Consider the following 20,697-nt stretch of genomic DNA (forward strand, 5'->3'; position numbering starts at 1 on the left):
CAGATTGCCAGCAGTCCCGCCAGTTAACCGGCAAATCCTTGCCGCACGCCCGCCTAATTAATCGCTAAGCCAATGAATTAAAAGCACTTTTAAAGTTATTTTAAAATTGGCACGGAATTCGCTCTAGCCCAACTATCGCCGCGTACTGCGCTAGAGGTAGAGCTTCATGGCCCCGCACAACCAGTCCAACACCATTGATTTCGACGCTGCCAAACTACAGCGCCTCGGCTATGCCGGCCGCCTGCAGAAAAGCCTGAAACCAGTCAGCCTGGCACAGTTGCGCCAACAGCTGAGCCTGCGCCTGCAGACCTCACTCGAAGCCGAACGCATTCTTGAGCTGTTCTACAGCGAAGTGCAGCGCCTGGTGCCGCTCAGCTCCCTGAGCTACCAGCTGGCCTCCTGCGACCTGCGCCTGGAGCTGGGCGAGCGCGCGAACCATTCGGCTGGCTATCGGTTGAATCACGACGGCGAATTCCTCGGTGAACTGACCTTCCGCCGCAACGTGCGCTTCAGTGAAGATGAGTTGGGCCAACTCGAATCGCTGCTCGCCAGCCTGCTGTTCCCGCTGCGCAACGCCCTGCTCTACCGCGCAGCCGTGCAAAGTGCATTGCGTGATCCGTTGACCGAAACCGGCAACCGTATCGCCATGCAGCAAACACTCAAGCGCGAAGTCGACATCGCCCGACGCACCCTGCAGCCACTGTCCGTGCTGATGGTCGACATCGACCACTTCAAACGCATCAACGACACCCACGGTCACCTGATCGGCGACCAGGCGCTCAAAGCCGTCGCCAGCGCGCTGAAAGAAAGCCTGCGCAATGTCGACATGGTGTTCCGCTTCGGCGGCGAAGAATTCATGGTGCTGCTCTCCAACACCAACCGTGAAGCCGCGTCCATGGTTGGCGAGCGCCTGCGTATGGCCGTTCTCGGCATCCAGTACCTGGTGGAAAACCGTGCCATCGAGCTGTCGGTCAGCCTCGGCTGCGCCACTTTGCTGCCGGGCGAATCCATGGAAAGCCTGCTGCGCCGTGCGGATAACGCGCTGTACGTATCCAAGCGTGATGGCCGCAATCGCCTATCAATGGCTGGATAAAACCGCCGACACACAATGGCTGCGAAACATTTTTAATGTCGCGCAGACACGACCCGCAGGGTTGGCAGCCATGAATGGCAGGACATAAAAAAGGCGACCCGAGGGTCGCCTTTTTACATCCACCGTAATGGATTACTCCGGCTTAGGACCGCGACCAAAGCCTGGACGCTGACCGTCGCGGGTTGGCTGGCTGCGGCGCTTGACTGGCGCACCCGCTGGCTTACGCGAAGGGCGATCAGTCAACTCAACACCTGGACGTTGCGCACCCGGCTTGGCCGGGCGCTTCTTGTTGACATCGCTCGGACGCTCAGCAACCGGCGTCCCCTTGCTCTGATCCGCACGCGGCGCACGCGGGGTGCGTACTGGACGCTCGCCACGCTCATCACCTTCACCACGGGCAGGACGCGAACGGCCCTGATCACCAGCCGCTGCCGGGCCGCCGCCATGGGCCGGGCGTAAAGTCCGCTCTGGACGGGCGGCACGACCCACCGGCTTGGCCGATTTACGCTGCAGACGGTCGATCTTGTCGCGGGCTTTTTCCTTCATATCCGGCAAGGCGACCGGCTTGAGGCCGACTTCCTCGCTGAGGATATCCACTTCGCGCTGACTCATTTCGCGCCAGCGACCCATGGTCAGGTCCGAGGTGATAAACACCGGACCGAAACGCACGCGCTTCAAACGACTGACCACCAGACCCTGGGATTCCCACAAACGGCGCACTTCGCGGTTACGGCCTTCCATCACCACGCAGTGATACCAGTGGTTGAAGCCAACACCGCCCGGTGCGACCTTGATGTCGGTGAACTTGGCCGGGCCATCTTCCAGCATCACGCCGGCTTTCAGGCGCTCAATCATCTCTTCATCGACTTCGCCACGCACGCGCACGGCGTACTCGCGGTCCATCTGGAAAGAAGGGTGCATCAGGCGGTTGGCCAGCTCACCGTCGGTGGTGAACATCAGCAAACCGGTGGTGTTGATGTCGAGGCGACCGATATTGATCCAGCGGCCATCTTTCGGCCGTGGCAGACGGTCAAACACGGTCGGACGGCCTTCTGGGTCGTCACGGGTGCAGATCTCGCCCTCAGGCTTGTTGTAGATGATGACGCGACGAACGTTTTCGGCAGCTTCTTCGCGGCGGATCACCTTGCCATCGACAGCAATCGCATCGTGCAGGTCGACACGTACGCCGAGGCTGGCGACTGCGCCGTTGACCTTGACGCGGCCAGCGGTAATCCAGGCTTCGATTTCACGGCGCGAAGCCAGGCCCATACGCGCCATGACTTTCTGCAGTTTTTCGCCTGCGGGGCTGTATTCTTCGATTTCTTCACTCATCTGGGCACCTCCCGGTGTTTTCTTTAGTGATTGGACGACTCGAGTCGTCGAAGGGTCGCGGAGCATACGCGAAACGCGGCGCTTACGCACGGGTTGAGGCTAGTCGCCTGATCGGTGGACGTCAGCCTTTGCGTCGACCGATGGTCGCCAAACTCAGCAAGCGCATATCCGCTTCGGCCAGAACGGCACGTCGGGCAGGCTTGTCGAGCTTCTTCCAACCTTTGATCTCAGCCTTGCTGCGCCCGCAACCCAGGCAGATATCGCGCTCGAACTTGCACAGCTTGATGCAGGGGTCTTTCACCGCGCGAACGCCTTCATTGGTGCCACCAGCACTTCAGTCAGGCAGCTGCTCTTTATCCAGGGTTTCGTGAGGCTCTTCGGCATCGTCAAGCTCATCGTCCTGTTCGGGTAAATCATCGAAGTCGGTCTTCAGACCCTGCTCCATCGAGTCGAGTTCAGCCAGCAGGCTGCTGAAGCTGGTTTCTTCGCTCGCTTCCACCGCGGGCTCATCGGCCAGGGCCAGGTCGGCACGCGCCTGCAGGCTTTGTGGCGCCTCCAGATCATCCTCAAAAGCCAGCACCGGCTCCGGTTCCAGCTCGCGCAGGGCGGCTAGGGGCGGTAACTCGTCGAGGCTTTTTAGGTTGAAGTGATCGAGAAAGGCCTTGGTAGTGGCGAACATCGCCGGTTTGCCCGGCACATCGCGGTAACCCACCACACGAATCCACTCGCGCTCCAGCAGGGTTTTGACGATATGGCTGTTCACCGCCACACCGCGCACATCTTCGATCTCGCCACGGGTAATCGGCTGGCGATAAGCAATCAGCGCCAGGGTTTCCAGCATGGCGCGCGAATAACGCTGCGGACGCTCTTCCCATAGGCGCCCCACCCAAGGCGCAAACTTCTCGCGCACTTGCAGACGGTATCCGGACGCCACTTCGATAAGCTCGAAAGCGCGCCCTTCGCAGGACTTGCCCAAGTGTGCCAGCGCCTTTTTGAATACTGCCGGCTCAGGCCGCTCGGCTTCTTCAAAAAGCTCGAACAGGCGCTCCAGTGATTGCGGTTTGCCGGAGGCCAGCAGAAAGGCTTCGAGCAGGCTGGCCAGCTCGCGAGGTTCATTAAGGTTCATGCTTATTCAGCCCGCGCACGCACATGGATTGGCCCGAAAGCCTCATTTTGTACCAGTTCAACCAGGGATTCCTTGATCAACTCGAGCACCGCCATAAAGGTCACCACCACCCCGAGCTTGCCCTCTTCAGCACTAAAAAGGCTGACAAACGGCACAAACGCGCCGCCTTTGAGACGCTCAAGCACTTCGCTCATGCGCTCACGGGTCGACAGCGCTTCACGGGTGACCTGGTGGCTTTCAAACATATCGGCGCGGCGCAGCACCTCAGCCATCGACAGCAGCACCTCTTCCAGGCTGACATCCGGCAGCAGCTTGCGCGCCCGCGCTTCGGGCGCGTCCAGACGCGGCACGGTAACGTCACGGCCAACCCGGCTAAGGCAGTCGATACCTTCCGCGGCGGCCTTGTAACGCTCGTATTCCTGCAGACGGCGGATCAGCTCGGCGCGCGGGTCGTCTTCCTCGGCTTCCGCCTCACTGGAGCGCGGCAACAGCATGCGTGACTTGATCTCGGCGAGCATGGCCGCCATCACCAGGTACTCGGCAGCCAGCTCCAAGCGCACCGACTGCATCAACTCAACGTAGCCCATGTACTGGCGGGTGATTTCCGCCACCGGGATATCCAGTACGTCGATGTTCTGCTTGCGGATCAGGTAAAGCAGCAGGTCCAGCGGCCCTTCGAAGGCTTCGAGAAACACTTCCAGCGCATCCGGCGGGATGTACAGATCGAGCGGCATTTCAGTGACCGCCTGGCCATACACCAGGGCAAATGGCAGCTCCTGCTGCGCATTGGCCTGATCGTGGGGATGGCTCTCGGGATGTTCCTGGGCTGGCACGCTGGACATGGTCATTCTCGAAGGTAGATACAGCGGCAGGTTCAGCGGTAATTCAGGCCAAGGGCCAGGCGCACTTCAGTGAGGGTTTCGCGCGCTTCAGAGCGCGCGCGCTCGGCGCCATCGGCGAGAATCTGCCGGACCAGATCAGGGTTGTCCTGATAATCCGCAGCACGCGCCTGCAGAGGTTGCAGTTCCTGCTGCAGCGCTTCGACCAAGGGTGCCTTGCACTCCAGGCAGCCGATGCCGGCGCTGCGACAGCCTTGCTGTGCCCAGTCGCAGGTTTCATTGCTGGAATACAGCTGATGCAGCGACCACACCGGGCAATTCGCCGGGCTACCCGGATCATCACGATGCACCCGCGCCGGATCAGTCGGCATGCGGCGGATCTTCTCCTCGATCGCCGAACCGCTGTCACGCAGGAAAATCGCATTGTTATTGGATTTGGACATCTTGCCGCCATCAAGCCCAAGCAGCTTGGGCGAATCGCCCAGCATGGCCTGCGGTTCGATCAGGAGAATCTTGCCGCCACCTTCCAGGTAGCCGTAAAGGCGCTCTTTATCGCCCAGGGTGATGCTCTGCTGATCCTTGAGCAGCGCTCGCGCGGTTTCCAGCGCCTCAGCGTCGCCCTGTTCCTGATAAGCCCTGCGCAGGTTGTTGTAGAGCGTCGCGGTTTTTTTGCCCAGTTTGATGATGGCCGCCTCGGCTTTTTCCTCAAAACCTGGCTCGCGGCCATACAGATGGTTGAAGCGCCGCGCCACATCCCGGGCAAACTCGATATGCGCCAGCTGATCGCTGCCGACCGGCACCACGCCTGCGCGGTACAGCAAAATGTCAGCCGCCTGCAGCAAGGGGTAACCGAGAAAGCCGAAGGTGCTCAGGTCCTTGCCGTGCAGCTGCTCCTGCTGTTCTTTATAAGAGGGCACGCGCTCCAGCCAACTGAGCGGGCAAATCATCGACAGTAGCAGGTGTAATTCGGCGTGTTCAGGGACTTGCGACTGGATAAACAGCGTCGCTGAGCTGGGGCTCACGCCGGCTGCCAACCAGTCCACCGCCATGTCCATGACGCGCTGCGACAGTGGGCCGACATCGTCGTAATCAGTGGTCAGGGCGTGCAGGTCAACGATGCAGAAGAAGCATTCATAGGTGTGTTGCAGCTTCACCCAGTTCTTCAGCACACCTTGGTAGTGCCCCAAGTGCAGCGAGCCACTTGGGCGCATGCCAGACAGCACGCGGCGTTCAGCGTCAACAAGACTCAAAACGGATTACCTGAAAACTCAAAGGAACCCGATTATAGCCAGGATCAGTTGCCATTCGTAAAAGGCGACGGATCACCGCACCCTACTCGAAACACCTCGGGCTCATCGTTGAGCAAGCTGACCACAGTGGAGGCTTCCAGGCCGCCGAAGCCGCCATCGATGATCAGATCGACCTGATGCTCAAGCATCTGACGCATTTCGTAAGGATCACTCATCGGCAGCGTTTCGCCCGGCAAAATCAAGGTCACGCTCATCAATGCCTCATCCAGTTCGGCCAGCAAGGCCATGGCAATCGGATGATTGGGCACACGCAGGCCAATGGTGCGGCGTTTGGCATGCAGCAGCATGCGCGGGACTTCACGGGTGGCATTGAGAATAAAGGTGTAAGGCCCCGGGGTATGGCTCTTGAGCAAGCGGAAGGCGGCGGTATCGACCTTGGCAAAGGTACTGAGCTGCGACAGATCGCGGCATACCAGGGTGAAGTTGTGTTTGTCATCCAGTTGGCGCAGGCGGCGAATACGCTCCACCGCGTTCTTGTCACCAATATGGCAGCCGACGGCATAGGAAGAGTCGGTCGGATAGACCACCACACCGCCATTGCGGATGATTTCCACGGCCTGTTTGATCAACCGTGCTTGCGGGTTTTCCGGATGAATCTGGAAGAATTGGCTCACGCTAGGCCCCGGGTCAAAGTGCAGTAGGCTGCTGGACATGTTGGAACCGTGCCCATAAGGGCGGTAGATCCTCGGGCACCGGGCGGTAAACGCCCAGTTCAGACCACTGGCCAGGCGCATGGAAATCACTGCCAGCGGTGACGAACATGCCGAACTCCCTCGCCAGAATCGCTAGACTGCCCACCTGATCAGCAGGCTGCATGCCATTGACCACTTCCAATGAATGCCCACCCGCGCCGACAAAATCGGCAATTAACTTACGCCGTTTACTGCGAGTAAAGTCGTACTGCCAGGGATGCGCCAGGCTAACCCAGGCACCTGCACGGCGTAACGTATCCACAGTTTGCGCCAGCTCCGGCCAATGCTGTTTCACATCCCCCAACTTGCCTGAACCCAACCACTTGCGGAACGCTTCAGCACGGTCCTTGACGTACCCGCTGCGCACCAGAAAGTCGGCAAAATGCGGGCGTGCAGGAGCATTACTACTGTCGCCCAACTCCTGCTGCAGAGCACGCGCGCCTTCCAGTGCGCCCGGCATACCTTTGGCTTCCAGACGCTTACTGATTTCCGCAGCGCGCAGCCAGCGCCCATCGTGCAATTCGGCAATTGCCTGCTGTAACGCCGGCGCATCACGATTAAAGGCGTAGCCCAGCACATGAATGGTCGCACCGCCCCAGGTGCAGGACAGCTCGATACCGTTGATCAACTGCATGCCCAATGCCTGGGCCGCCGCGCCCGCTTCATCGAGGCCATCAAGGGTGTCGTGATCGGTCAACGCCAGCACACGCACACCGCGCTCAAACGCCCGCGCCACCACCGCAGCGGGCGCGAGTGCGCCATCTGAAGCGGTGCTGTGGCAATGCAAATCAACATCCATAGGGGGCGCTTTCCGAGTCATTTATGTTTGATATTATGCCGCCAGATGCGGATTCTTGCTGGCTTGCACCAATATTTCCTCGACTTTGCCTGACCGGGCTGCTTTTCTCCCCAAGCAGCGGCCTGCGCCGACGACCTTATTAAGGATTGAAATGCTCTACGCGATCATTGCCACCGATGTGCAGAACTCCCTGGAAAACCGCTTGAATGCCCGTCCGGCGCACCTTGCGTGCCTGGAGCAGCTGAAAAACGAGGGGCGCCTGATCCTCGCCGGACCGCACCCGGCCGTCGACAGCAATGATCCAGGTCCAGCGGGGTTTTCCGGCAGCTTGATCGTCGCAGAGTTCGACTCGCTGCTAGCCGCGCAACAATGGGCTGAGGCCGACCCTTACCGCGCCGCTGGGGTGTACGCCTCGGTGCTGGTAAAACCCTTCAAATTGGTCTTGCCTTGAGCCAATCTCCCGCTGAATAACCCATAACAACAATTACAAAGATAGGAGTTCCGATGCGTCCAGGCCCGCTGTTTCTGCTCTTGACCCTGTGCTTGCCAGCCGTCACTCAGGCCGAGGAAAGCCCTCCGCTGCCATTGGCAGAAGCCACTTCAGCGCAGACGCAGATTGATGAACTGGAGCAGCGACTGGCGCTCAGCGAAGAACAACGCGAAGCCCTCGCGACTGAACTGCAGACCAGCAGCAACGAACGTGACACCGTGCAGCTGCAGCGCCTGCGCCAGGAAAACCAGCGCCTCAAGCTGCAGCTGAAAAAAGCCATCGCTAGCGCCCCACAACCGCTGATCAGTGAACAGCAGATGTGGTTTGCCACGGGCGCCGGGGCCGGCCTACTCGGGGTGATCATCGGCGCCCTGCTACGCCGTGGCCGTCGCTCACGCAGCGAGTGGCTTAACTGACCCATGAGTGATCTGCTGTTAATCGACGACGACGTCGAACTCTGCGAACTGCTGACCAGCTGGCTGACCCAGGAAGGCTTTCAGGTCAGTGCTTGCCATGATGGCTACAGCGCGCGCAACGCCCTCGCCAAACACAGCCCGGATGCCGTGGTGCTGGATGTGATGCTGCCCGATGGCAGCGGCCTGGAGCTGCTCAAGCAGTTACGCAGCGACCATCCGGAGCTGCCGGTACTGATGCTCTCGGCGCGCGGCGAACCGCTGGACCGGATTCTCGGTCTGGAGTTGGGCGCGGACGATTATCTGGCTAAACCCTGCGACCCCCGCGAACTCACCGCGCGCCTGCGCGCAGTGTTACGCCGCAGCCTGCCGGCCACACCCAGCAGCCTACTCGACCTGGGTGACCTGCATTACAGTCAGGCCCGCGGCACCGTGACCCTGGGCGAACAAGAAGTGCTGCTGACGCTCTCGGAAAGCCGCATCCTCGAAGCCTTGCTGCAACATCCGGGCGAACCGGTGGATAAACAGGAACTGGCGCAACTGGCCCTTGGCCGCAAACTGACCCTGTATGACCGCAGCCTGGATATGCACGTCAGTAACCTGCGCAAAAAACTCGGCCCGCATGCCGACGGCCGCCAGCGAATTTTGGCGCTGCGTAGCCGCGGTTACTACTACAGCGTCTGAGCCGTGGTTGTGTAATTCAGCTGCGCCGCGCTCTTTACCTAAGCTTTACCTTGCCCTGACCGCCCTTGACCTTGACCGCCCTAGACTGGGCTCATCCGGTGTTTACCGGTTTCAGACAAGGAGACACACCATGCGTAAAACCCTGACCGCAGTACTGCTCGCCCTGACGCTCCCAACCCTGGCCATGGCCATGCCTGAAGACGGTCCACGGCACGGCGGCCATCATGGGGAACATGGCTCCCGGATGTTTAAAGAGCTCGACCTGAGCAAAGAGCAACACCGCGAAATCCGTAAGCTGATGGGCGAGCAGATGCAAGGTCGCCATGAGATCACCCAGCGCTACCTGGACAAGCTGACCGCCGCTGAACAGAAAGCCATGCAGGACGAGTTGCAGGCCGCCAAGGACAAACAGCACAGCGCCATCCGTGCCCTGCTCAAACCTGAGCAGCAAAAAGCCTTCGACGAACACCAGAAAAAGATGGAAGAGCGCCGCGCCGAGCACCAGGCATTCAAGGCTTGGCAGGCAGACCAAGCGAAAAAGAACTGATCCAGGCATTGTTGCCGCTACGCCCACCCGACTTTCCAGCCGGGTGGGCGTTAGCATTTCTACTACTGCATCACTAAGGAGCTACCGTGCGGTCACTGTTCTGGCGCATTTTTGCCAGCTTCTGGCTGGCCATTGCCTTGGTTGCCGGGCTGTCCATGTTGCTTGGGCGCATGCTCAATCAGGATGCCTGGCTGCTCAGCCAGCACCCCGGCATGGATGACCTCGCCGAGACGTGGACGCAACGCTACGAAAAGAAAGGCCCGCGCGCAGCCCAAAATTTGCTCGAACAACGCAAACGCAAGTTCCGCATCGATGTGCAGGTCCTCGATGACAGCGGCCAGCCGGTCGTTCAAGGCACCTTCCCGCCGCGTGCGGCGGCTTTTGAAGCCCGTCACCGCAATGAAAAGCGCCTGCCCTGGCGCCGCTTGAGTGTCGATTACACCAGCCCACACAGCGGCGAAACCTACCTGTTTATTTACCGCATCCCGATTCCAGAAGTTGCCGCCTGGCAGCGCGACAGCCTGCTCTGGCCGCTGAGTGCGCTGGGCATCGCCATGTTGGTGCTGACCCTCTTCAGCCTCTGGCTGACGCTCTCCATCACCCGTCCGCTGAATCGCCTGCGCGGCGCCGTGCATGATCTGGGGCAAACCGCCTATCAGCAGAACAGCCTGGCCAAATTGGCCGAACGGCGTGATGAGCTCGGCGTACTGGCGGCCGACTTCAACCGTATGGGTGAGCGCGTGCAGGGCCTGATCAGCAGTCAGCGCCAGTTGCTGCGCGACGTGTCCCATGAGCTGCGCTCACCATTGGCGCGTCTGCGCATCGCCCTGGCACTGACCGAGCGGGCAGAAGCCCAAGAACGAGAGAAATACTGGCCGCGCCTGAGCCAGGAGTGCGACCGCCTGGAAGCGCTGATCAGTGAAATTCTCGCCCTCGCCCGCCTCGACGCCGAACCCGGCGCAGCGCAGCCAATCAACCTGGGTGAGCTGCTGCACAAACTGCAGGACGATGCGCGCCTGGATGCGCCCGAGCAAACAATCGAGATTCAGCTGGAAAGCGACCTGCAGCTCAACGGCTGGCCGGACATGCTGCAACGCGCGCTGGATAACCTGCTGCGCAATGCCATGCGCTTTAACCCGGTTGGCCAAACTATTGAACTGACGGCAAGCCGAAACGCCGAGCAACTATGCCTGAGCGTACGTGACCACGGCCCCGGCGTTGCGCCTGAACTGCTGACGCGACTTGGCGAACCCTTCTTCCGCGCGCCCGGCCAGACCAGCAGTGGTCATGGCCTCGGGCTTGCCATCGCGCGCCGCGCGGCGGAGCGGCATGGCGGGCAACTGGAGCTGAGTAATCATGCGCAAGGCGGCTTTATCGCCACCCTGCGCCTACCGCTTACTCTGCTGAATCAGGCGCCGACCAGGCCGTGACAAAATCATCTACCTGAACCTGCGGCACCGCACGCAACTCGCGCTCCGGCGTACCCAGGTAGAGGTAGGCAATAACCTGCTCATCCGCGTTCAGACCCAGGCCAGCAGCGACCTGCGGGTTGTAGGCCATATCACCGGTGCGCCAGACCGCACCAATACCTTGCGCATGGGCAGCCAGCAGAATCCCGTGGGCAGCGCAGCCGGCGGCCAGCACTTGTTCCTGCTCTGGGACTTTAGGGCTGGCTTGTACGCGGGCAATCACCACCACCAGCAACGGCGCACGCAGTGGCATGGCACGCGCTTTGGTCAAGGCTTCAGGGCTGGCATCAGCAGGTAATGCACGGGCAAACAGCTCACCCAGTTGCACAAGCGCTTCGCCTTCCACTGTAAGGAAGCGCCAGGGTTTGAGCTGGCCGTGATCGGGCGCGCGCAAGGCGGCACGAAACAGCAGCTCACGCTGAGCACCATCGGGGGCCGGCGCCATCAGGCGCGGCGCAGAAACACGGTTTAGCAACGCATCAAGAGCGTCCATCAGCCACCTCGGCAATTGAAACAGTTGGCCATTCTAGTGCCTGCGCGCAGCTGAGGGGCAATCCGCACAGATTCTCAGGCTACCCGCTCGGGAGAAACGCTCGGCAACACCGGCGGCATTAACGGCGGCAAGCCGTGCGCACTGCGCGCCGCATCGCAATGCGGATTGTGCTCGCCATTGGCCCAGGAGGCCTCAAATTCGCGGCAGGTGCTGGAGCGCTGCTCATAAAGCGTACAGCGCACCCCCTGGCCAACGTCCCCCAGCAGGGCGTTACAACGCGTGGGTTTGCTTTCCGTGCCACGCATGGCAACACGGTGCGGGGTGATCAGCACAACCTGATCGTCCGGCATCAAACCACCGGCCGATTGGCACTCCCCCCAGAAAAAAGACACACGAAAATGCGCGCAGCAGGCGCCACAGCTAAGACAAGGATTACTATCGGACATGATTTGGCGGGCTCAGAAACCGGCAAGGGCCGGCACCTGGTGGCTATTCTATGCAGCGCCAAGCGCTTGTAAAGCACCCATTACGACTGCTGTACAGCGGCTACAGCGCGCGTAGAATGACGCCCCTTTGCCCTACAGAGCCCGAGCCGACTCCATGTCATTGCCGACACTGCGCATCATTGCTTTTATTCTCGGCATCTTCCTGATCACTCTGGCCGTCAGCATGCTGATCCCCATGTTGACGCTGCTGCTCTATTCACGCACCGACGACCTCAACGCCTTTCTCTGGTCCAGCCTGGTAACCGCAGTGGCTGGCATTGCCATGGTCCTCCCTGGGCGACCGAAAGAAGCGCATCTGCGCCCGCGCGACATGTACCTGCTAACCACCGGTAGCTGGCTGGTGGTGTGCATCTTCGCCGCCCTACCGATGGTGCTGATTCAGCACATCAGCTACACCGATGCCTTCTTTGAGACCATGTCCGGCGTTACCACCACCGGCTCAACCATTTTGGTTGGATTGGATAAGGCATCACCGGGCCTGCTGATCTGGCGTTCGATGCTGCACTGGCTGGGTGGCATCGGCTTTATCGGCATGGCGGTAGCAATTCTGCCGCTGCTGCGGGTCGGCGGCATGCGCCTGTTCCAGACCGAATCCTCCGACTGGGGCGAGAAGGTCATGCCACGCTCACATATGGCGGCCAAATATATTCTGCTGATCTACAGCGGCCTCACCTTGCTCGGTTTTTTGGCGTTCTGGATCGCGGGCATGACGCCCTTTGACGCTATCAACCACTCCATGGCGTCGATCTCCACCGGTGGTTTTTCCACCTCGGATTTGTCACTGGCTAACTGGAGCCAACCCGCTGTGCACTGGGTCGCAGTCGTCATGATGATCTTCGGCAGCCTGCCATTTACCCTGTATGTGGCAACCCTACGCGGCAATCGCCGAGCACTGTTCAAGGACCATCAGGTACGCGGCTTTCTCGGCTTTCTACTGGCCACCTGGCTGGTTTTCGGTACCTGGCTGTGGCTGCACTCGGATAACACTTGGCTGGATGCGTTTCGCATCGTCGCAGTGAATGTCACCTCAGTAGTCACCACCACTGGCTTTGCCCTGGGCGACTACACCACTTGGGGCAGTTTCGCCGTGCTGCTGTTCTTCTACTTGACCTTTGTCGGTGGCTGTTCGGGCTCCACTGCTGGCGGATTGAAAATCTTCCGCTTCCAAGTGGCCTATGTACTGCTCAAAGCTAACCTGCAGCAACTGGTGCACCCGCGCGCAGTAATCAAGCAGCAGTACAACAATCACAACCTCGATGAAGAGATTGTCCGCTCGCTGATCACCTTTTCGTTTTTCTTCACCATCACCATCGGCGTGATTGCCCTTGGCCTGACATTACTGGGCCTGGACTGGGTAACCGCACTGACTGGTGCCGCGACAGCCGTCTGTAACGTGGGCCCGGGACTGGGACCGATCATCGGCCCGGCAGGTAATTTTTCGACCTTGCCGGATGCGGCCAAGTGGTTATTGACCATCGGCATGCTGCTCGGTCGACTGGAAATCTTGACCGTACTGGTTCTGGTCACGCGAGCATTCTGGCGCCATTGAGTGAAATCGACAGAGCGAAAAGCCAGCCCGATCACCTAGACTCCTGCTACTCATGGAATGGAACACGCTTAGATGGCTTGGCCGACCCTGCGGATCATCGCGTTTATCAATGGCATCTTTCTTCTGACCCTGGCGATCAGCATGGCAGTCCCCATGTTGACCCTCGTATTGTTTGCGCGGCCTGATGAGCTCAATGCGTTTCTCTGGTCCAGCCTGATCACATGCATGGCGGGCATCGCGATGATTGCCCAGGGCCGACCGAAGGATGTGCAGCTGCGCCCACGCGATATGTACTTGCTGACGGTGTCCAGCTGGATTCTGGTGGGGCTGTTCGCCGCACTGCCGTTTATGTTTTCCCAACACCTGGACGTGACCGACGCTGTGTTCGAGAGCATGTCGGGCATCACCGCCACCGGCGCCACGGTCCTCACGGGACTGGACAGCATGTCACCGGGGATTCTGATCTGGCGCTCCCTGCTGCACTGGCTCGGCGGGATTGGCTTTATCGCCATGGCCGTGGCGATTCTGCCCATGCTGCGCATCGGCGGCATGCGCCTGTTCCAGACTGAATCCTCGGACCGCTCCGAAAAAATCATGCCGCGCTCGCACATGGTCGCCAAATACATGATCGCGGCCTACCTGGGCATCAGCCTCATCGGCTGCCTGGCGCTCTGGACCGCTGGCATGGACGTCTTCGACGCGATCAACCACACCATGTCAGCCATCGCGACCGGCGGGTTTTCCACCTCTGATCAGTCCCTGGGGAAATGGACCGAGCCCGCCGTGCACTGGGTGACCATCGTGCTGATGATTCTCGGCAGTGTGCCGTTCGTGCTGTTTGCCTCAATGCTGCGCGGCAATTACAAAGCGCTGATCCGCGACCAGCAGGTGCGGGGCTTTCTCGGCATTCTGCTGAGCACCTGGCTGCTACTCGGCACGTGGTATTACATCAGCACCGAGCTGCACTGGCTCGAAGCCATTCGCCACGTGGCGTTCAACACCACCTCGATCATGACCACCACCGGCTTTGCCCTGGGTGACTACACGCTATGGGGCGGTTTTGCCGGCATGCTGTTCTTCTACTTGGGGTTTATCGGGGGGTGTTCGGGCTCAACTGCCGGCGGTCTGAAGATCTTCCGTTTCCAGGTAGCCTACGTGCTGCTCAGGGCCAACCTGATGCAGCTGATTCATCCACGCGCCGTGATCAAGCAGCAGTACAACCGCCACCACCTGGATGAGGACATTGTCCGCTCGATTCTGACCTTCTCGTTCTTCTTCACCATCACCATCGCCTTGCTGGCGCTGGGCCTGACGCTCTGCGGCCTGGACTGGATCACCGCACTCAGTGGCGCGGCCAGCACCGTCTCCGGCGTCGGCCCGGGCATGGGCCCGATCATTGGCCCGGCGGGTAACTTCTCCAGCCTGCCGGACACCGCCAAATGGCTGCTGACCTTCGGCATGCTGCTCGGCCGCCTGGAAATCCTCACCGTGTTGGTGCTGATGCTGCCGGCCTTCTGGCGCCACTAAGCGCACCGTTACAGCCGTGCGCGGTACTCGCCCGGCGTACTGTCAAACCAGCGACGGAAAGCGCGGAAGAAGTTGCTCGGATCAGAGAAACCCAGCAGATAAGAAATTTCCAGCAAGGTCAGGTTGGCCTGCCCCAAGTACTGGCCGGCTAACTCACGGCGCGTATCGTCGAGCAAGTGCTGGTAGCTGGTGCCTTCATCCTGCAAGCGTCGCTGCAACGTGCGCTCCGACAGCAACAGCGCCTGCGCCACCGCCTCACGCTTAGGCTCGCCCTGAGGCAGCAGGCGGCATAGCACCTGACGCACCTGATGGGTCACCCGTGTACCGGAAAAACGCGCCAGGTAATCGCCAGCAAAGCGGTCATGCAGCTGTGCCAGCGCCTCATTGGCTGACGGCAGCGGAGCATCCAGGTCAGCGCGCTCGAACAGCAAGGCGTAATGCTCGGCATTAAATTTCAGCGGACACTGGAACACTTCGTCATAGGGCGCCATGTCCTCCGGCGCCGGCCCGATAAAGCTCACCCGCCGCGGGCGCAGCGGCTTGCCGGTCAGCCAACGGCAAAACGCCAGGGAGTGCGCCAGCGAGGCTTCGGCGCTCTGCCGGGCCGACGGTAGCCGGTCACCATGAATCGCCAGCAGCATTTCATAGCCTTCCGGGGTGGGATGAAAGCTGAGGTCGGCACCTTCGCCAATAATCCGCTGATAACGCACCAGCCGGGCAAAGCCTTCCTGCAGGTTGCGACTGCTCATAACCGCATACCCAACCACATTGAAGGACGATGGTCGCAAGATCTTCGCCATATTCAGGCCAATGGCCGGATTGCCCGAGGCCTCCACGGCCATGTGCCAGAGCCGGGTCATCGCATCCTGGGCAAACCGCGCGTCGGGATCGGTCAGGGCTGCATAGTCGAGCCCCAACTGGGCAAACAGGCTGCGGCAATCAACCCCGCCAAGCTCCAGTGCCGCGACAATGCCCGAGGCCCAACTGGATGAAGTGGTACGTTCGCTCATGAGTTGTTCTTATAAGGGTATCTAGGGGGCGACAGAAGGATACTAAACTGGCACCTAATGTCAGTAGCCCAGCGCGTCAGTCGACCTAAACTGCTAGTAAGCCGCCACAGCTGCAAGCTGGGTGACGCTCAAAAGAATAAGAGGAGCCCCCGATGAGTACTGAAACCCACGAACGCTTCAGCAGCTTCGCCGAGTTTTACCCCTATTACCTGCAGGAACACAGCAATGCTACCTGCCGCCGACTGCATTACGTCGGCAGCCTGTTGGTGCTCTGCGTGTTGGGCTATGCGCTGGTCACTCAGCACTGGCTGTGGCTGCTGGCCATCCCGGTGCTGGGCTATGGCTTCGCCTGGGTCGGGCACTTCGTTTTCGAAAAAAACCGCCCCGCCACCTTCGACTACCCGTTCTACTCGCTGATGGGTGACTGGGTCATGCTGAAAGATGCCTTTACCGGACGCATCAAGTTTTAGGCACTCACTGCGCGCGACCACTGACCCACGCGGCCCTGCCGTTCAGCCGCCGCGCTTGGCGGTTGCGGTGGGCTTGGTTATGATCCCTGGCTTATTTCGCGCAGCCTGCACGGCGCGCCACCCAGGCACCCAGCAGAGGTGCCAGACGAGCAGCAGGGATTGTCCCATCGGATGAATGTCAAAAGCGCCCCCCGAATTTCCGCACTGCCGGCACCACCGCTGCGTGAGTACTACTCGCGCGTACTGGCCTATATCGCCATCGCAGCCAGCATTGCCGCCGGCACCTACACCCAACATTTCAGCTACGACATTCTCTGGATGGTGCCCTACGCCCTGCTTTACCCGCACCTGGCGCACCACCTGAGCCTGCGCTTCAAGCGTGATCACCCGCAGCGCACGATGCTCAGCCTGCTATTTATTGATGCCTTGCACTGCGGTGGCGCGATTGCCCTGCTGGGCTTCTCAGTGGTACCCAGTTTAATGGCGCTACTGATCATGACGTTCAGTGCCCTGGTCATCGGCGGCCTGCGTTACCTCGGCCTGGCGGGCCTGATCGCCCTGAGCAGTGCCGTTTTTATCCTGGCCATGATTGAGGCCAAGCCCAACGTGCACACCCCGGCACTGGTGGCACTGGTCAGCATTGCCTTCACCACACTGTATATCTGCATCACTGCCTATTTTGTCCACCAGCAGGGCCTGCGCCTGGCGCAGGTGCGCAGCGAAATCAGCCGCGAACAGGAAAAAGCTGCTCGGTTGGCACGCAATCTCGCCAAGTACCTGTCACCGCAGGTGTGGGAGTCGATCTTCACTGGTAAGAAGAGCGTGCGTCTGGAGACCCAACGTAAAAAGCTCACGGTATTCTTCTCCGACATCAAAGGCTTCACCGAGCTGTCAGAGGAACTGGAAGCGGAAGCCCTGACCGACCTGCTCAACACCTACCTCAACGAGATGTCGAAGATCTGCCTGAAATACGGCGGCACGATCGACAAGTTCGTTGGCGACTGCGTGATGGTATTTTTCGGCGACCCAAGCAGTAAGGGCGCGAAAAAAGATGCGGTGAATGCCGTGTCCATGGCCATCGCCATGCGCAAGCATATGAAGGTACTGCGCCAGCAATGGCGGGCTCAGGGCATCACCAAGCCACTGGAAATCCGCATGGGGCTGAACACCGGTTATTGCACGGTGGGCAACTTCGGCGCCGATACGCGCATGGATTACACCATCATAGGCCGCGACGTGAACCTCGCCAGCCGCCTGGAAAGCGCTGCTGAATCTGGCGAAATTCTGATCTCTCATGAGACCTATTCACTGATCAAGGACGTGATCATGTGCCGCGACAAAGGCCAGATCACCGTCAAGGGCTTTACCCGCCCGGTGCAGATCTACCAGGTGGTGGATTTCCGCCGCGACTTGGGCGCCACGTCGAGCTATGTCGAACACGAACTACCCGGCTTCTCCATGTACCTGGACACCAACGGCATCCAGAATTTCGACAAGGAAAAGGTCATCCAGGCCCTTAGTCAGGCAGCCGACAAGCTGCGTGACAAGGTGATCATGTAAGCACCTGCTTATGCCCCGCTGCGTGTGAGTCCTGCACAACAGGCATACACAACTCACCATCCAGCAGTGGCTGCTGCGCCAGAAACTCCAGTGCTGACGCCCGCCAGGATTGTCGCGCGGCCAACTCGGCGCAACGCCCCCGATCCAAGCTCAAGGCCGCCAGACAGGCCGCGCGCAAGTCCTCATGCATGACCCCGCTGACGCCCGCTTGCAACACGTCTAGCGGCCCGGCTACCGGAAACGCTGCCACTGGCGTACCGCAGGCCAAAGCCTCGAGCATCACCAAACCATAGGTATCGGTACGCGAGGGGAATACCAGCACGCTGGCGGCCTGAAACGCCTCAGCCAAGGCCTGACCATGCTGGTAGCCGAGAAAATTCACCTGTGGATAAGTCGCCTGCAATGCCTCGCGCTGCGGGCCATCGCCGACCACCAGCTTTTGCCCCGGCAGATCGAGGGCCAGAAACGACTCGATATTCTTCTCCGGGGCGATCCGTCCGACATACAGAAACACTGGTTCGGCAGGGCTCGGCAGCGTTTTGGCTGGACGAAACAGCCGTGTATCGACGCCCTTGCACCACAGCACCAGGCGCTTGAAGCCCCAACTGGAAAACTCGTCGCGCATGCGCTCGGTGGTCACCAGCACGGCCTGACTCGGCCGGTGAAAAGCACACAGAAAGGCATAGCCCCAGTGCAGCGGCACCCAGGGCCAGCGCGTGTGTACGTATTCGGGAAAACGCGTATGGATGGCGCTGGAGAACGCCAAGCCGCGCTTACTCAGCCAGCGTCGCGCCGCCCAGCCCAGTGGTCCTTCGGTGGCCAGGTGCACGCAATCCGGCTGAAACGCGCGGATCGCCGGACCAACCTGCCAGAGGTTCCACACCAAGGGAATTTCCGGGTAACTGGGGCACGGCAGCGCGCGAAAGTCAGCCGGCGACAACAACTTGACCTGATGACCAAGACTCCGTAATTCGCTGATCAACGCCTGCAAACTGGTGACCACACCATTGACCTGGGGTGTCCAGGCGTCGGAGACGATCAGAATCCTCACAGAGCAGGCTCGGCAGCCGCAACTGGAGCTGCTTGCAGCTGGCGCGCCTGATCATCGGCCAGGCGATACAGTTCGATACTGCCATCCAAATGTTCGATCAAGGCGGTGCAAGACTCCACCCAGTCGCCGCAGTTCATGTACTCGACATCCCCCATCGGGCGGATTTCGGCATGATGGATATGCCCACAGATCACGCCGTTGAAGCCACGCTTGGCGCATTCATGGACGATGGCTTCTTCAAAGTCGCTGATGAAATTCACCGCGCTCTTGACCTTGTGCTTGAGGTACGCCGACAGCGACCAGTAACCGTAGCCATAACGGCTGCGCCAGAAATTCAGCCAGCGGTTGAGGGTCAGGGTAAAGCCATAGGCCGAGTCGCCAAGAAAGGCCAACCAGCGGTGGTAACGGGTGATCACGTCGAACTGGTCACCGTGAATCACCAGCAGCCGGCGACCATCGGCAGTGAAGTGCTCGGCCTCGTCGACCAACTGGATATTGCCGAGCATCAAGCTGGAATAGCGGCGCAGAAATTCGTCATGGTTGCCGGTGACGTAAACCACCTCGGTGCCGCGCTTACTCATGGTCAGCAAGCGGCGGATCACGTTGCTGTGCGACTGCGGCCAGTACACCCCGCTGCGCAGCTTCCAGCCGTCGATGATGTCACCGACCAGGTAGATCTTGTCAGTCTGGTAGCGTTTGAGAAACGCCGCCAAGTGTTCAGCCTGACAATCCCGGGTGCCCAGGTGCACGTCGGAAATCCACAGGGTACGGACACGTTGCTTGCGGCTGGGCTTGGCGAGCTGAGCGCTGGTCATGGACGACCTCCGGCTGGGTTTGCTCGAGTCTGCGCAGACGGGGTGAAAGGTGCATGACAGCGCCGTGGCAATTCGGTGACAACCTCTAAAGGGTATAAACTGGCTAGCCGAACAAGGAGCCCACCATGTCCTCGCTGCTCTCGCTGCGTCACTACAGCCATGAACTGCTCAGCCACAGCCATGACCATGCGCAGCTGGTGTTTGGCTTGAGCGGCCTGCTGGAGTTTGAGGTGGCAGGCCAAAGCAGCCAGGTGAAACACCAGACCCTGGCCGTGGTGCCCAGCGCTGCGCAGCACGCCTGCGGTAGCAAAGACGGCAGTCATTGTCTGGTGCTCGACGTACCCGCAGACAGCTGGCTGCAACAACAGCTGGGCCGGCACGTGGATGCCACTCGCCGCCTGCTGGACAAACCTGCCGCCGTCAGCCTCAACACTGCGCAGAGCCAGTTGGTCAGCTGGCTGGCCGCCAGCCCAATCAATGACCCGGTCATTGCCCAGCAAGGCGCCGCTCTGCTCTTGGCCAGCCTGGCCAATGGCGAGACTTCTGCCCACGCAGCCAGTCGCCTAACGCTGGCGGCGCTGGATGCGCATATCGACCAGCATGCCGCGCACCCCTTGCAGGTGGCCGATTTGGCGCGCCTGGCCGGCCTGTCGGCAGCACGTTTTCACGCGCGCTTTCTCAGTGAAACCGGACAAACGCCCATGGACTATGTGCGCAGCCGTCGCCTGCAACTGGCGCGGCAACTGCTGCAGGGCAGCAACCTGGCAATTGGCGAGGTCGCCGCGCGGGTTGGCTACAGCTCACAAAGTGCCTTCAGTGCCGCCCTGTCCCGGCATCTCGGCGTTACACCTCGACAACTGCGCCGCACTGACTAATTTGCCTGCGTCCACCGACGAGAGCCTGGCGACAAAACCCGCGATTC

At 60.4% G+C, this 20,697-nt stretch carries 22 protein-coding genes and 1 pseudogene; 11 read left to right on the forward strand and 12 right to left on the reverse strand.

All coding sequences use genetic code 11. The features are described 5' to 3' along the window. The first annotated feature begins 166 nt into the window (after positions 1 to 166). The gene (locus tag BLO50_RS01570; protein ID WP_090248184.1) at positions 167 to 1,093 is read left to right on the forward strand and encodes a GGDEF domain-containing protein; all 927 of its coding nucleotides are present in this window, start codon (positions 167 to 169) and stop codon (positions 1,091 to 1,093) included. 132 nt (positions 1,094 to 1,225) lie between these two features. Here BLO50_RS01570 and rluB read toward each other — a convergent pair whose 3' ends face one another. The 7 genes and pseudogenes from rluB to BLO50_RS01605 all read right to left on the reverse strand — a co-directional run bounded on the left by rluB (position 1,226) and on the right by BLO50_RS01605 (position 7,191). Then, positions 1,226 to 2,425 (reverse strand): 23S rRNA pseudouridine(2605) synthase RluB, encoded by a 1,200-nt coding sequence (rluB, locus tag BLO50_RS01575; RefSeq protein ID WP_090248185.1) that lies wholly within the window; start codon positions 2,423 to 2,425, stop codon positions 1,226 to 1,228. 121 nt (positions 2,426 to 2,546) lie between these two features. Continuing rightward, a complete protein-coding gene (locus tag BLO50_RS01580; RefSeq protein WP_090248187.1) occupies positions 2,547 to 2,726 on the reverse strand; it encodes a DUF1289 domain-containing protein in 180 nt (59 codons plus the stop codon). A 48-nt stretch (positions 2,727 to 2,774) separates the two neighbouring features. Beyond that, positions 2,775 to 3,551: pseudogene (gene scpB, locus BLO50_RS01585) on the reverse strand (SMC-Scp complex subunit ScpB); the annotation flags it as partial. Positions 3,552 to 3,553: 2 nt separating this feature from the next. Beyond that, on the reverse strand, positions 3,554 to 4,252 hold the full coding sequence (locus BLO50_RS01590; RefSeq protein WP_167354444.1) for a segregation and condensation protein A: 699 nt from the start codon (positions 4,250 to 4,252) through the stop codon (positions 3,554 to 3,556). 173 nt (positions 4,253 to 4,425) lie between these two features. Next, positions 4,426 to 5,640 carry a tryptophan--tRNA ligase gene (locus BLO50_RS01595; RefSeq protein WP_090248192.1) on the reverse strand — a complete coding sequence of 405 codons (1,215 nt, stop codon included), beginning with the start codon at positions 5,638 to 5,640 and terminating at the stop codon, positions 4,426 to 4,428. Between the two features lie 44 nt (positions 5,641 to 5,684). Further along, positions 5,685 to 6,314 carry an L-threonylcarbamoyladenylate synthase gene (locus BLO50_RS01600; RefSeq protein ID WP_090251107.1) on the reverse strand — a complete coding sequence of 210 codons (630 nt, stop codon included), beginning with the start codon at positions 6,312 to 6,314 and terminating at the stop codon, positions 5,685 to 5,687. A gap of 13 nt (positions 6,315 to 6,327) precedes the next feature. Next, positions 6,328 to 7,191, reverse strand: coding sequence for a PHP domain-containing protein (locus tag BLO50_RS01605; RefSeq protein WP_090248193.1), 864 nt, complete (start codon positions 7,189 to 7,191; stop codon positions 6,328 to 6,330). A gap of 151 nt (positions 7,192 to 7,342) precedes the next feature. Here BLO50_RS01605 and BLO50_RS01610 point away from each other — a divergent pair, with 151 nt between their 5' ends. The 5 genes from BLO50_RS01610 (at position 7,343) to BLO50_RS01630 (ending at position 10,755) form a co-directional block, all read left to right on the forward strand. Further along, complete coding sequence (locus BLO50_RS01610; RefSeq protein WP_090248195.1) at positions 7,343 to 7,642, forward strand: YciI family protein; 300 nt, start codon at positions 7,343 to 7,345, stop codon at positions 7,640 to 7,642. A gap of 53 nt (positions 7,643 to 7,695) precedes the next feature. After that, the gene (locus BLO50_RS01615) at positions 7,696 to 8,097 is read left to right on the forward strand and encodes an SH3 domain-containing protein (protein WP_090248196.1); all 402 of its coding nucleotides are present in this window, start codon (positions 7,696 to 7,698) and stop codon (positions 8,095 to 8,097) included. A 3-nt stretch (positions 8,098 to 8,100) separates the two neighbouring features. Further along, the gene (locus tag BLO50_RS01620) at positions 8,101 to 8,778 is read left to right on the forward strand and encodes a response regulator transcription factor (RefSeq protein ID WP_090248198.1); all 678 of its coding nucleotides are present in this window, start codon (positions 8,101 to 8,103) and stop codon (positions 8,776 to 8,778) included. Positions 8,779 to 8,908: 130 nt separating this feature from the next. Continuing rightward, positions 8,909 to 9,325, forward strand: a complete 417-nt coding sequence (locus tag BLO50_RS01625) for a Spy/CpxP family protein refolding chaperone (protein ID WP_090248199.1) — start codon at positions 8,909 to 8,911, stop codon at positions 9,323 to 9,325. An 86-nt stretch (positions 9,326 to 9,411) separates the two neighbouring features. Next, the gene (locus tag BLO50_RS01630; RefSeq protein WP_090248201.1) at positions 9,412 to 10,755 is read left to right on the forward strand and encodes a sensor histidine kinase; all 1,344 of its coding nucleotides are present in this window, start codon (positions 9,412 to 9,414) and stop codon (positions 10,753 to 10,755) included. Here BLO50_RS01630 and BLO50_RS01635 read toward each other — a convergent pair. Then, positions 10,721 to 11,287: a nitroreductase family protein gene (locus BLO50_RS01635; protein WP_090248203.1), complete on the reverse strand. Its 567-nt coding sequence runs from the start codon at positions 11,285 to 11,287 to the stop codon at positions 10,721 to 10,723. The genes BLO50_RS01630 and BLO50_RS01635 overlap by 35 nt on opposite strands. Positions 11,288 to 11,361: 74 nt before the next feature. Beyond that, positions 11,362 to 11,733 carry a YkgJ family cysteine cluster protein gene (locus tag BLO50_RS01640; RefSeq protein WP_090248204.1) on the reverse strand — a complete coding sequence of 124 codons (372 nt, stop codon included), beginning with the start codon at positions 11,731 to 11,733 and terminating at the stop codon, positions 11,362 to 11,364. Between the two features lie 154 nt (positions 11,734 to 11,887). On the opposite strand from BLO50_RS01640, the gene BLO50_RS01645 reads away from it, so the two are divergent. Next, on the forward strand, positions 11,888 to 13,342 hold the full coding sequence (locus BLO50_RS01645) for a TrkH family potassium uptake protein (RefSeq protein ID WP_090248206.1): 1,455 nt from the start codon (positions 11,888 to 11,890) through the stop codon (positions 13,340 to 13,342). A gap of 72 nt (positions 13,343 to 13,414) precedes the next feature. Continuing rightward, positions 13,415 to 14,869: a TrkH family potassium uptake protein gene (locus BLO50_RS01650; RefSeq protein ID WP_090248207.1), complete on the forward strand. Its 1,455-nt coding sequence runs from the start codon at positions 13,415 to 13,417 to the stop codon at positions 14,867 to 14,869. Between the two features lie 8 nt (positions 14,870 to 14,877). On the opposite strand, the gene BLO50_RS01655 is transcribed toward BLO50_RS01650, so the two are convergent. Continuing rightward, positions 14,878 to 15,879 (reverse strand): AraC family transcriptional regulator, encoded by a 1,002-nt coding sequence (locus tag BLO50_RS01655; RefSeq protein WP_090248209.1) that lies wholly within the window; start codon positions 15,877 to 15,879, stop codon positions 14,878 to 14,880. A 152-nt stretch (positions 15,880 to 16,031) separates the two neighbouring features. Between BLO50_RS01655 and BLO50_RS01660 the strand changes: the two genes are divergently transcribed. Next, positions 16,032 to 16,349, forward strand: a complete 318-nt coding sequence (locus BLO50_RS01660) for an Mpo1-like protein (RefSeq protein WP_090248210.1) — start codon at positions 16,032 to 16,034, stop codon at positions 16,347 to 16,349. A 171-nt stretch (positions 16,350 to 16,520) separates the two neighbouring features. Then, on the forward strand, positions 16,521 to 17,909 hold the full coding sequence (locus BLO50_RS01665) for an adenylate/guanylate cyclase domain-containing protein (RefSeq protein WP_090248212.1): 1,389 nt from the start codon (positions 16,521 to 16,523) through the stop codon (positions 17,907 to 17,909). Here BLO50_RS01665 and BLO50_RS01670 read toward each other — a convergent pair. After that, on the reverse strand, positions 17,902 to 18,960 hold the full coding sequence (locus tag BLO50_RS01670; protein WP_090248213.1) for a glycosyltransferase family 4 protein: 1,059 nt from the start codon (positions 18,958 to 18,960) through the stop codon (positions 17,902 to 17,904). The two genes, BLO50_RS01665 and BLO50_RS01670, sit on opposite strands and share 8 nt — an antisense overlap. After that, positions 18,957 to 19,775, reverse strand: coding sequence for a UDP-2,3-diacylglucosamine diphosphatase (locus BLO50_RS01675; RefSeq protein ID WP_090248215.1), 819 nt, complete (start codon positions 19,773 to 19,775; stop codon positions 18,957 to 18,959). The genes BLO50_RS01670 and BLO50_RS01675 overlap by 4 nt, the downstream gene beginning before the upstream one ends. A gap of 125 nt (positions 19,776 to 19,900) precedes the next feature. Here BLO50_RS01675 and BLO50_RS01680 point away from each other — a divergent pair, with 125 nt between their 5' ends. Then, entirely contained in the window at positions 19,901 to 20,650 is a 750-nt protein-coding gene (locus tag BLO50_RS01680) for an AraC family transcriptional regulator (protein ID WP_090248216.1), read from the forward strand. Positions 20,651 to 20,697 lie beyond the last annotated feature (47 nt).

The sequence above is a fragment of the Pseudomonas peli genome (genome assembly GCF_900099645.1).
Lineage (GTDB): Bacteria > Pseudomonadota > Gammaproteobacteria > Pseudomonadales > Pseudomonadaceae > Aquipseudomonas > Aquipseudomonas peli.

Excerpts from the sequence above, each read along its gene's own strand:
- BLO50_RS01625 (WP_090248199.1), top strand. The coding sequence starts at position 8,909 with ATGCGTAAAACCCTGACCGCAGTACTGCTCGCCCTGACGCTCCCAACC.
- BLO50_RS01635 (WP_090248203.1), bottom strand. The coding sequence starts at position 11,287 with ATGGACGCTCTTGATGCGTTGCTAAACCGTGTTTCTGCGCCGCGCCTG.
- BLO50_RS01675 (WP_090248215.1), bottom strand. The coding sequence starts at position 19,775 with ATGACCAGCGCTCAGCTCGCCAAGCCCAGCCGCAAGCAACGTGTCCGT.
- BLO50_RS01655 (WP_090248209.1), bottom strand. The coding sequence starts at position 15,879 with ATGAGCGAACGTACCACTTCATCCAGTTGGGCCTCGGGCATTGTCGCG.
- BLO50_RS01650 (WP_090248207.1), top strand. The coding sequence starts at position 13,415 with ATGGCTTGGCCGACCCTGCGGATCATCGCGTTTATCAATGGCATCTTT.
- BLO50_RS01640 (WP_090248204.1), bottom strand. The coding sequence starts at position 11,733 with ATGTCCGATAGTAATCCTTGTCTTAGCTGTGGCGCCTGCTGCGCGCAT.
- BLO50_RS01680 (WP_090248216.1), top strand. The coding sequence starts at position 19,901 with ATGTCCTCGCTGCTCTCGCTGCGTCACTACAGCCATGAACTGCTCAGC.
- BLO50_RS01660 (WP_090248210.1), top strand. The coding sequence starts at position 16,032 with ATGAGTACTGAAACCCACGAACGCTTCAGCAGCTTCGCCGAGTTTTAC.
- rluB (WP_090248185.1), bottom strand. The coding sequence starts at position 2,425 with ATGAGTGAAGAAATCGAAGAATACAGCCCCGCAGGCGAAAAACTGCAG.
- BLO50_RS01645 (WP_090248206.1), top strand. The coding sequence starts at position 11,888 with ATGTCATTGCCGACACTGCGCATCATTGCTTTTATTCTCGGCATCTTC.
- BLO50_RS01570 (WP_090248184.1), top strand. The coding sequence starts at position 167 with ATGGCCCCGCACAACCAGTCCAACACCATTGATTTCGACGCTGCCAAA.
- BLO50_RS01620 (WP_090248198.1), top strand. The coding sequence starts at position 8,101 with ATGAGTGATCTGCTGTTAATCGACGACGACGTCGAACTCTGCGAACTG.
- BLO50_RS01665 (WP_090248212.1), top strand. The coding sequence starts at position 16,521 with ATGAATGTCAAAAGCGCCCCCCGAATTTCCGCACTGCCGGCACCACCG.
- BLO50_RS01615 (WP_090248196.1), top strand. The coding sequence starts at position 7,696 with ATGCGTCCAGGCCCGCTGTTTCTGCTCTTGACCCTGTGCTTGCCAGCC.
- BLO50_RS01610 (WP_090248195.1), top strand. The coding sequence starts at position 7,343 with ATGCTCTACGCGATCATTGCCACCGATGTGCAGAACTCCCTGGAAAAC.
- BLO50_RS01605 (WP_090248193.1), bottom strand. The coding sequence starts at position 7,191 with ATGGATGTTGATTTGCATTGCCACAGCACCGCTTCAGATGGCGCACTC.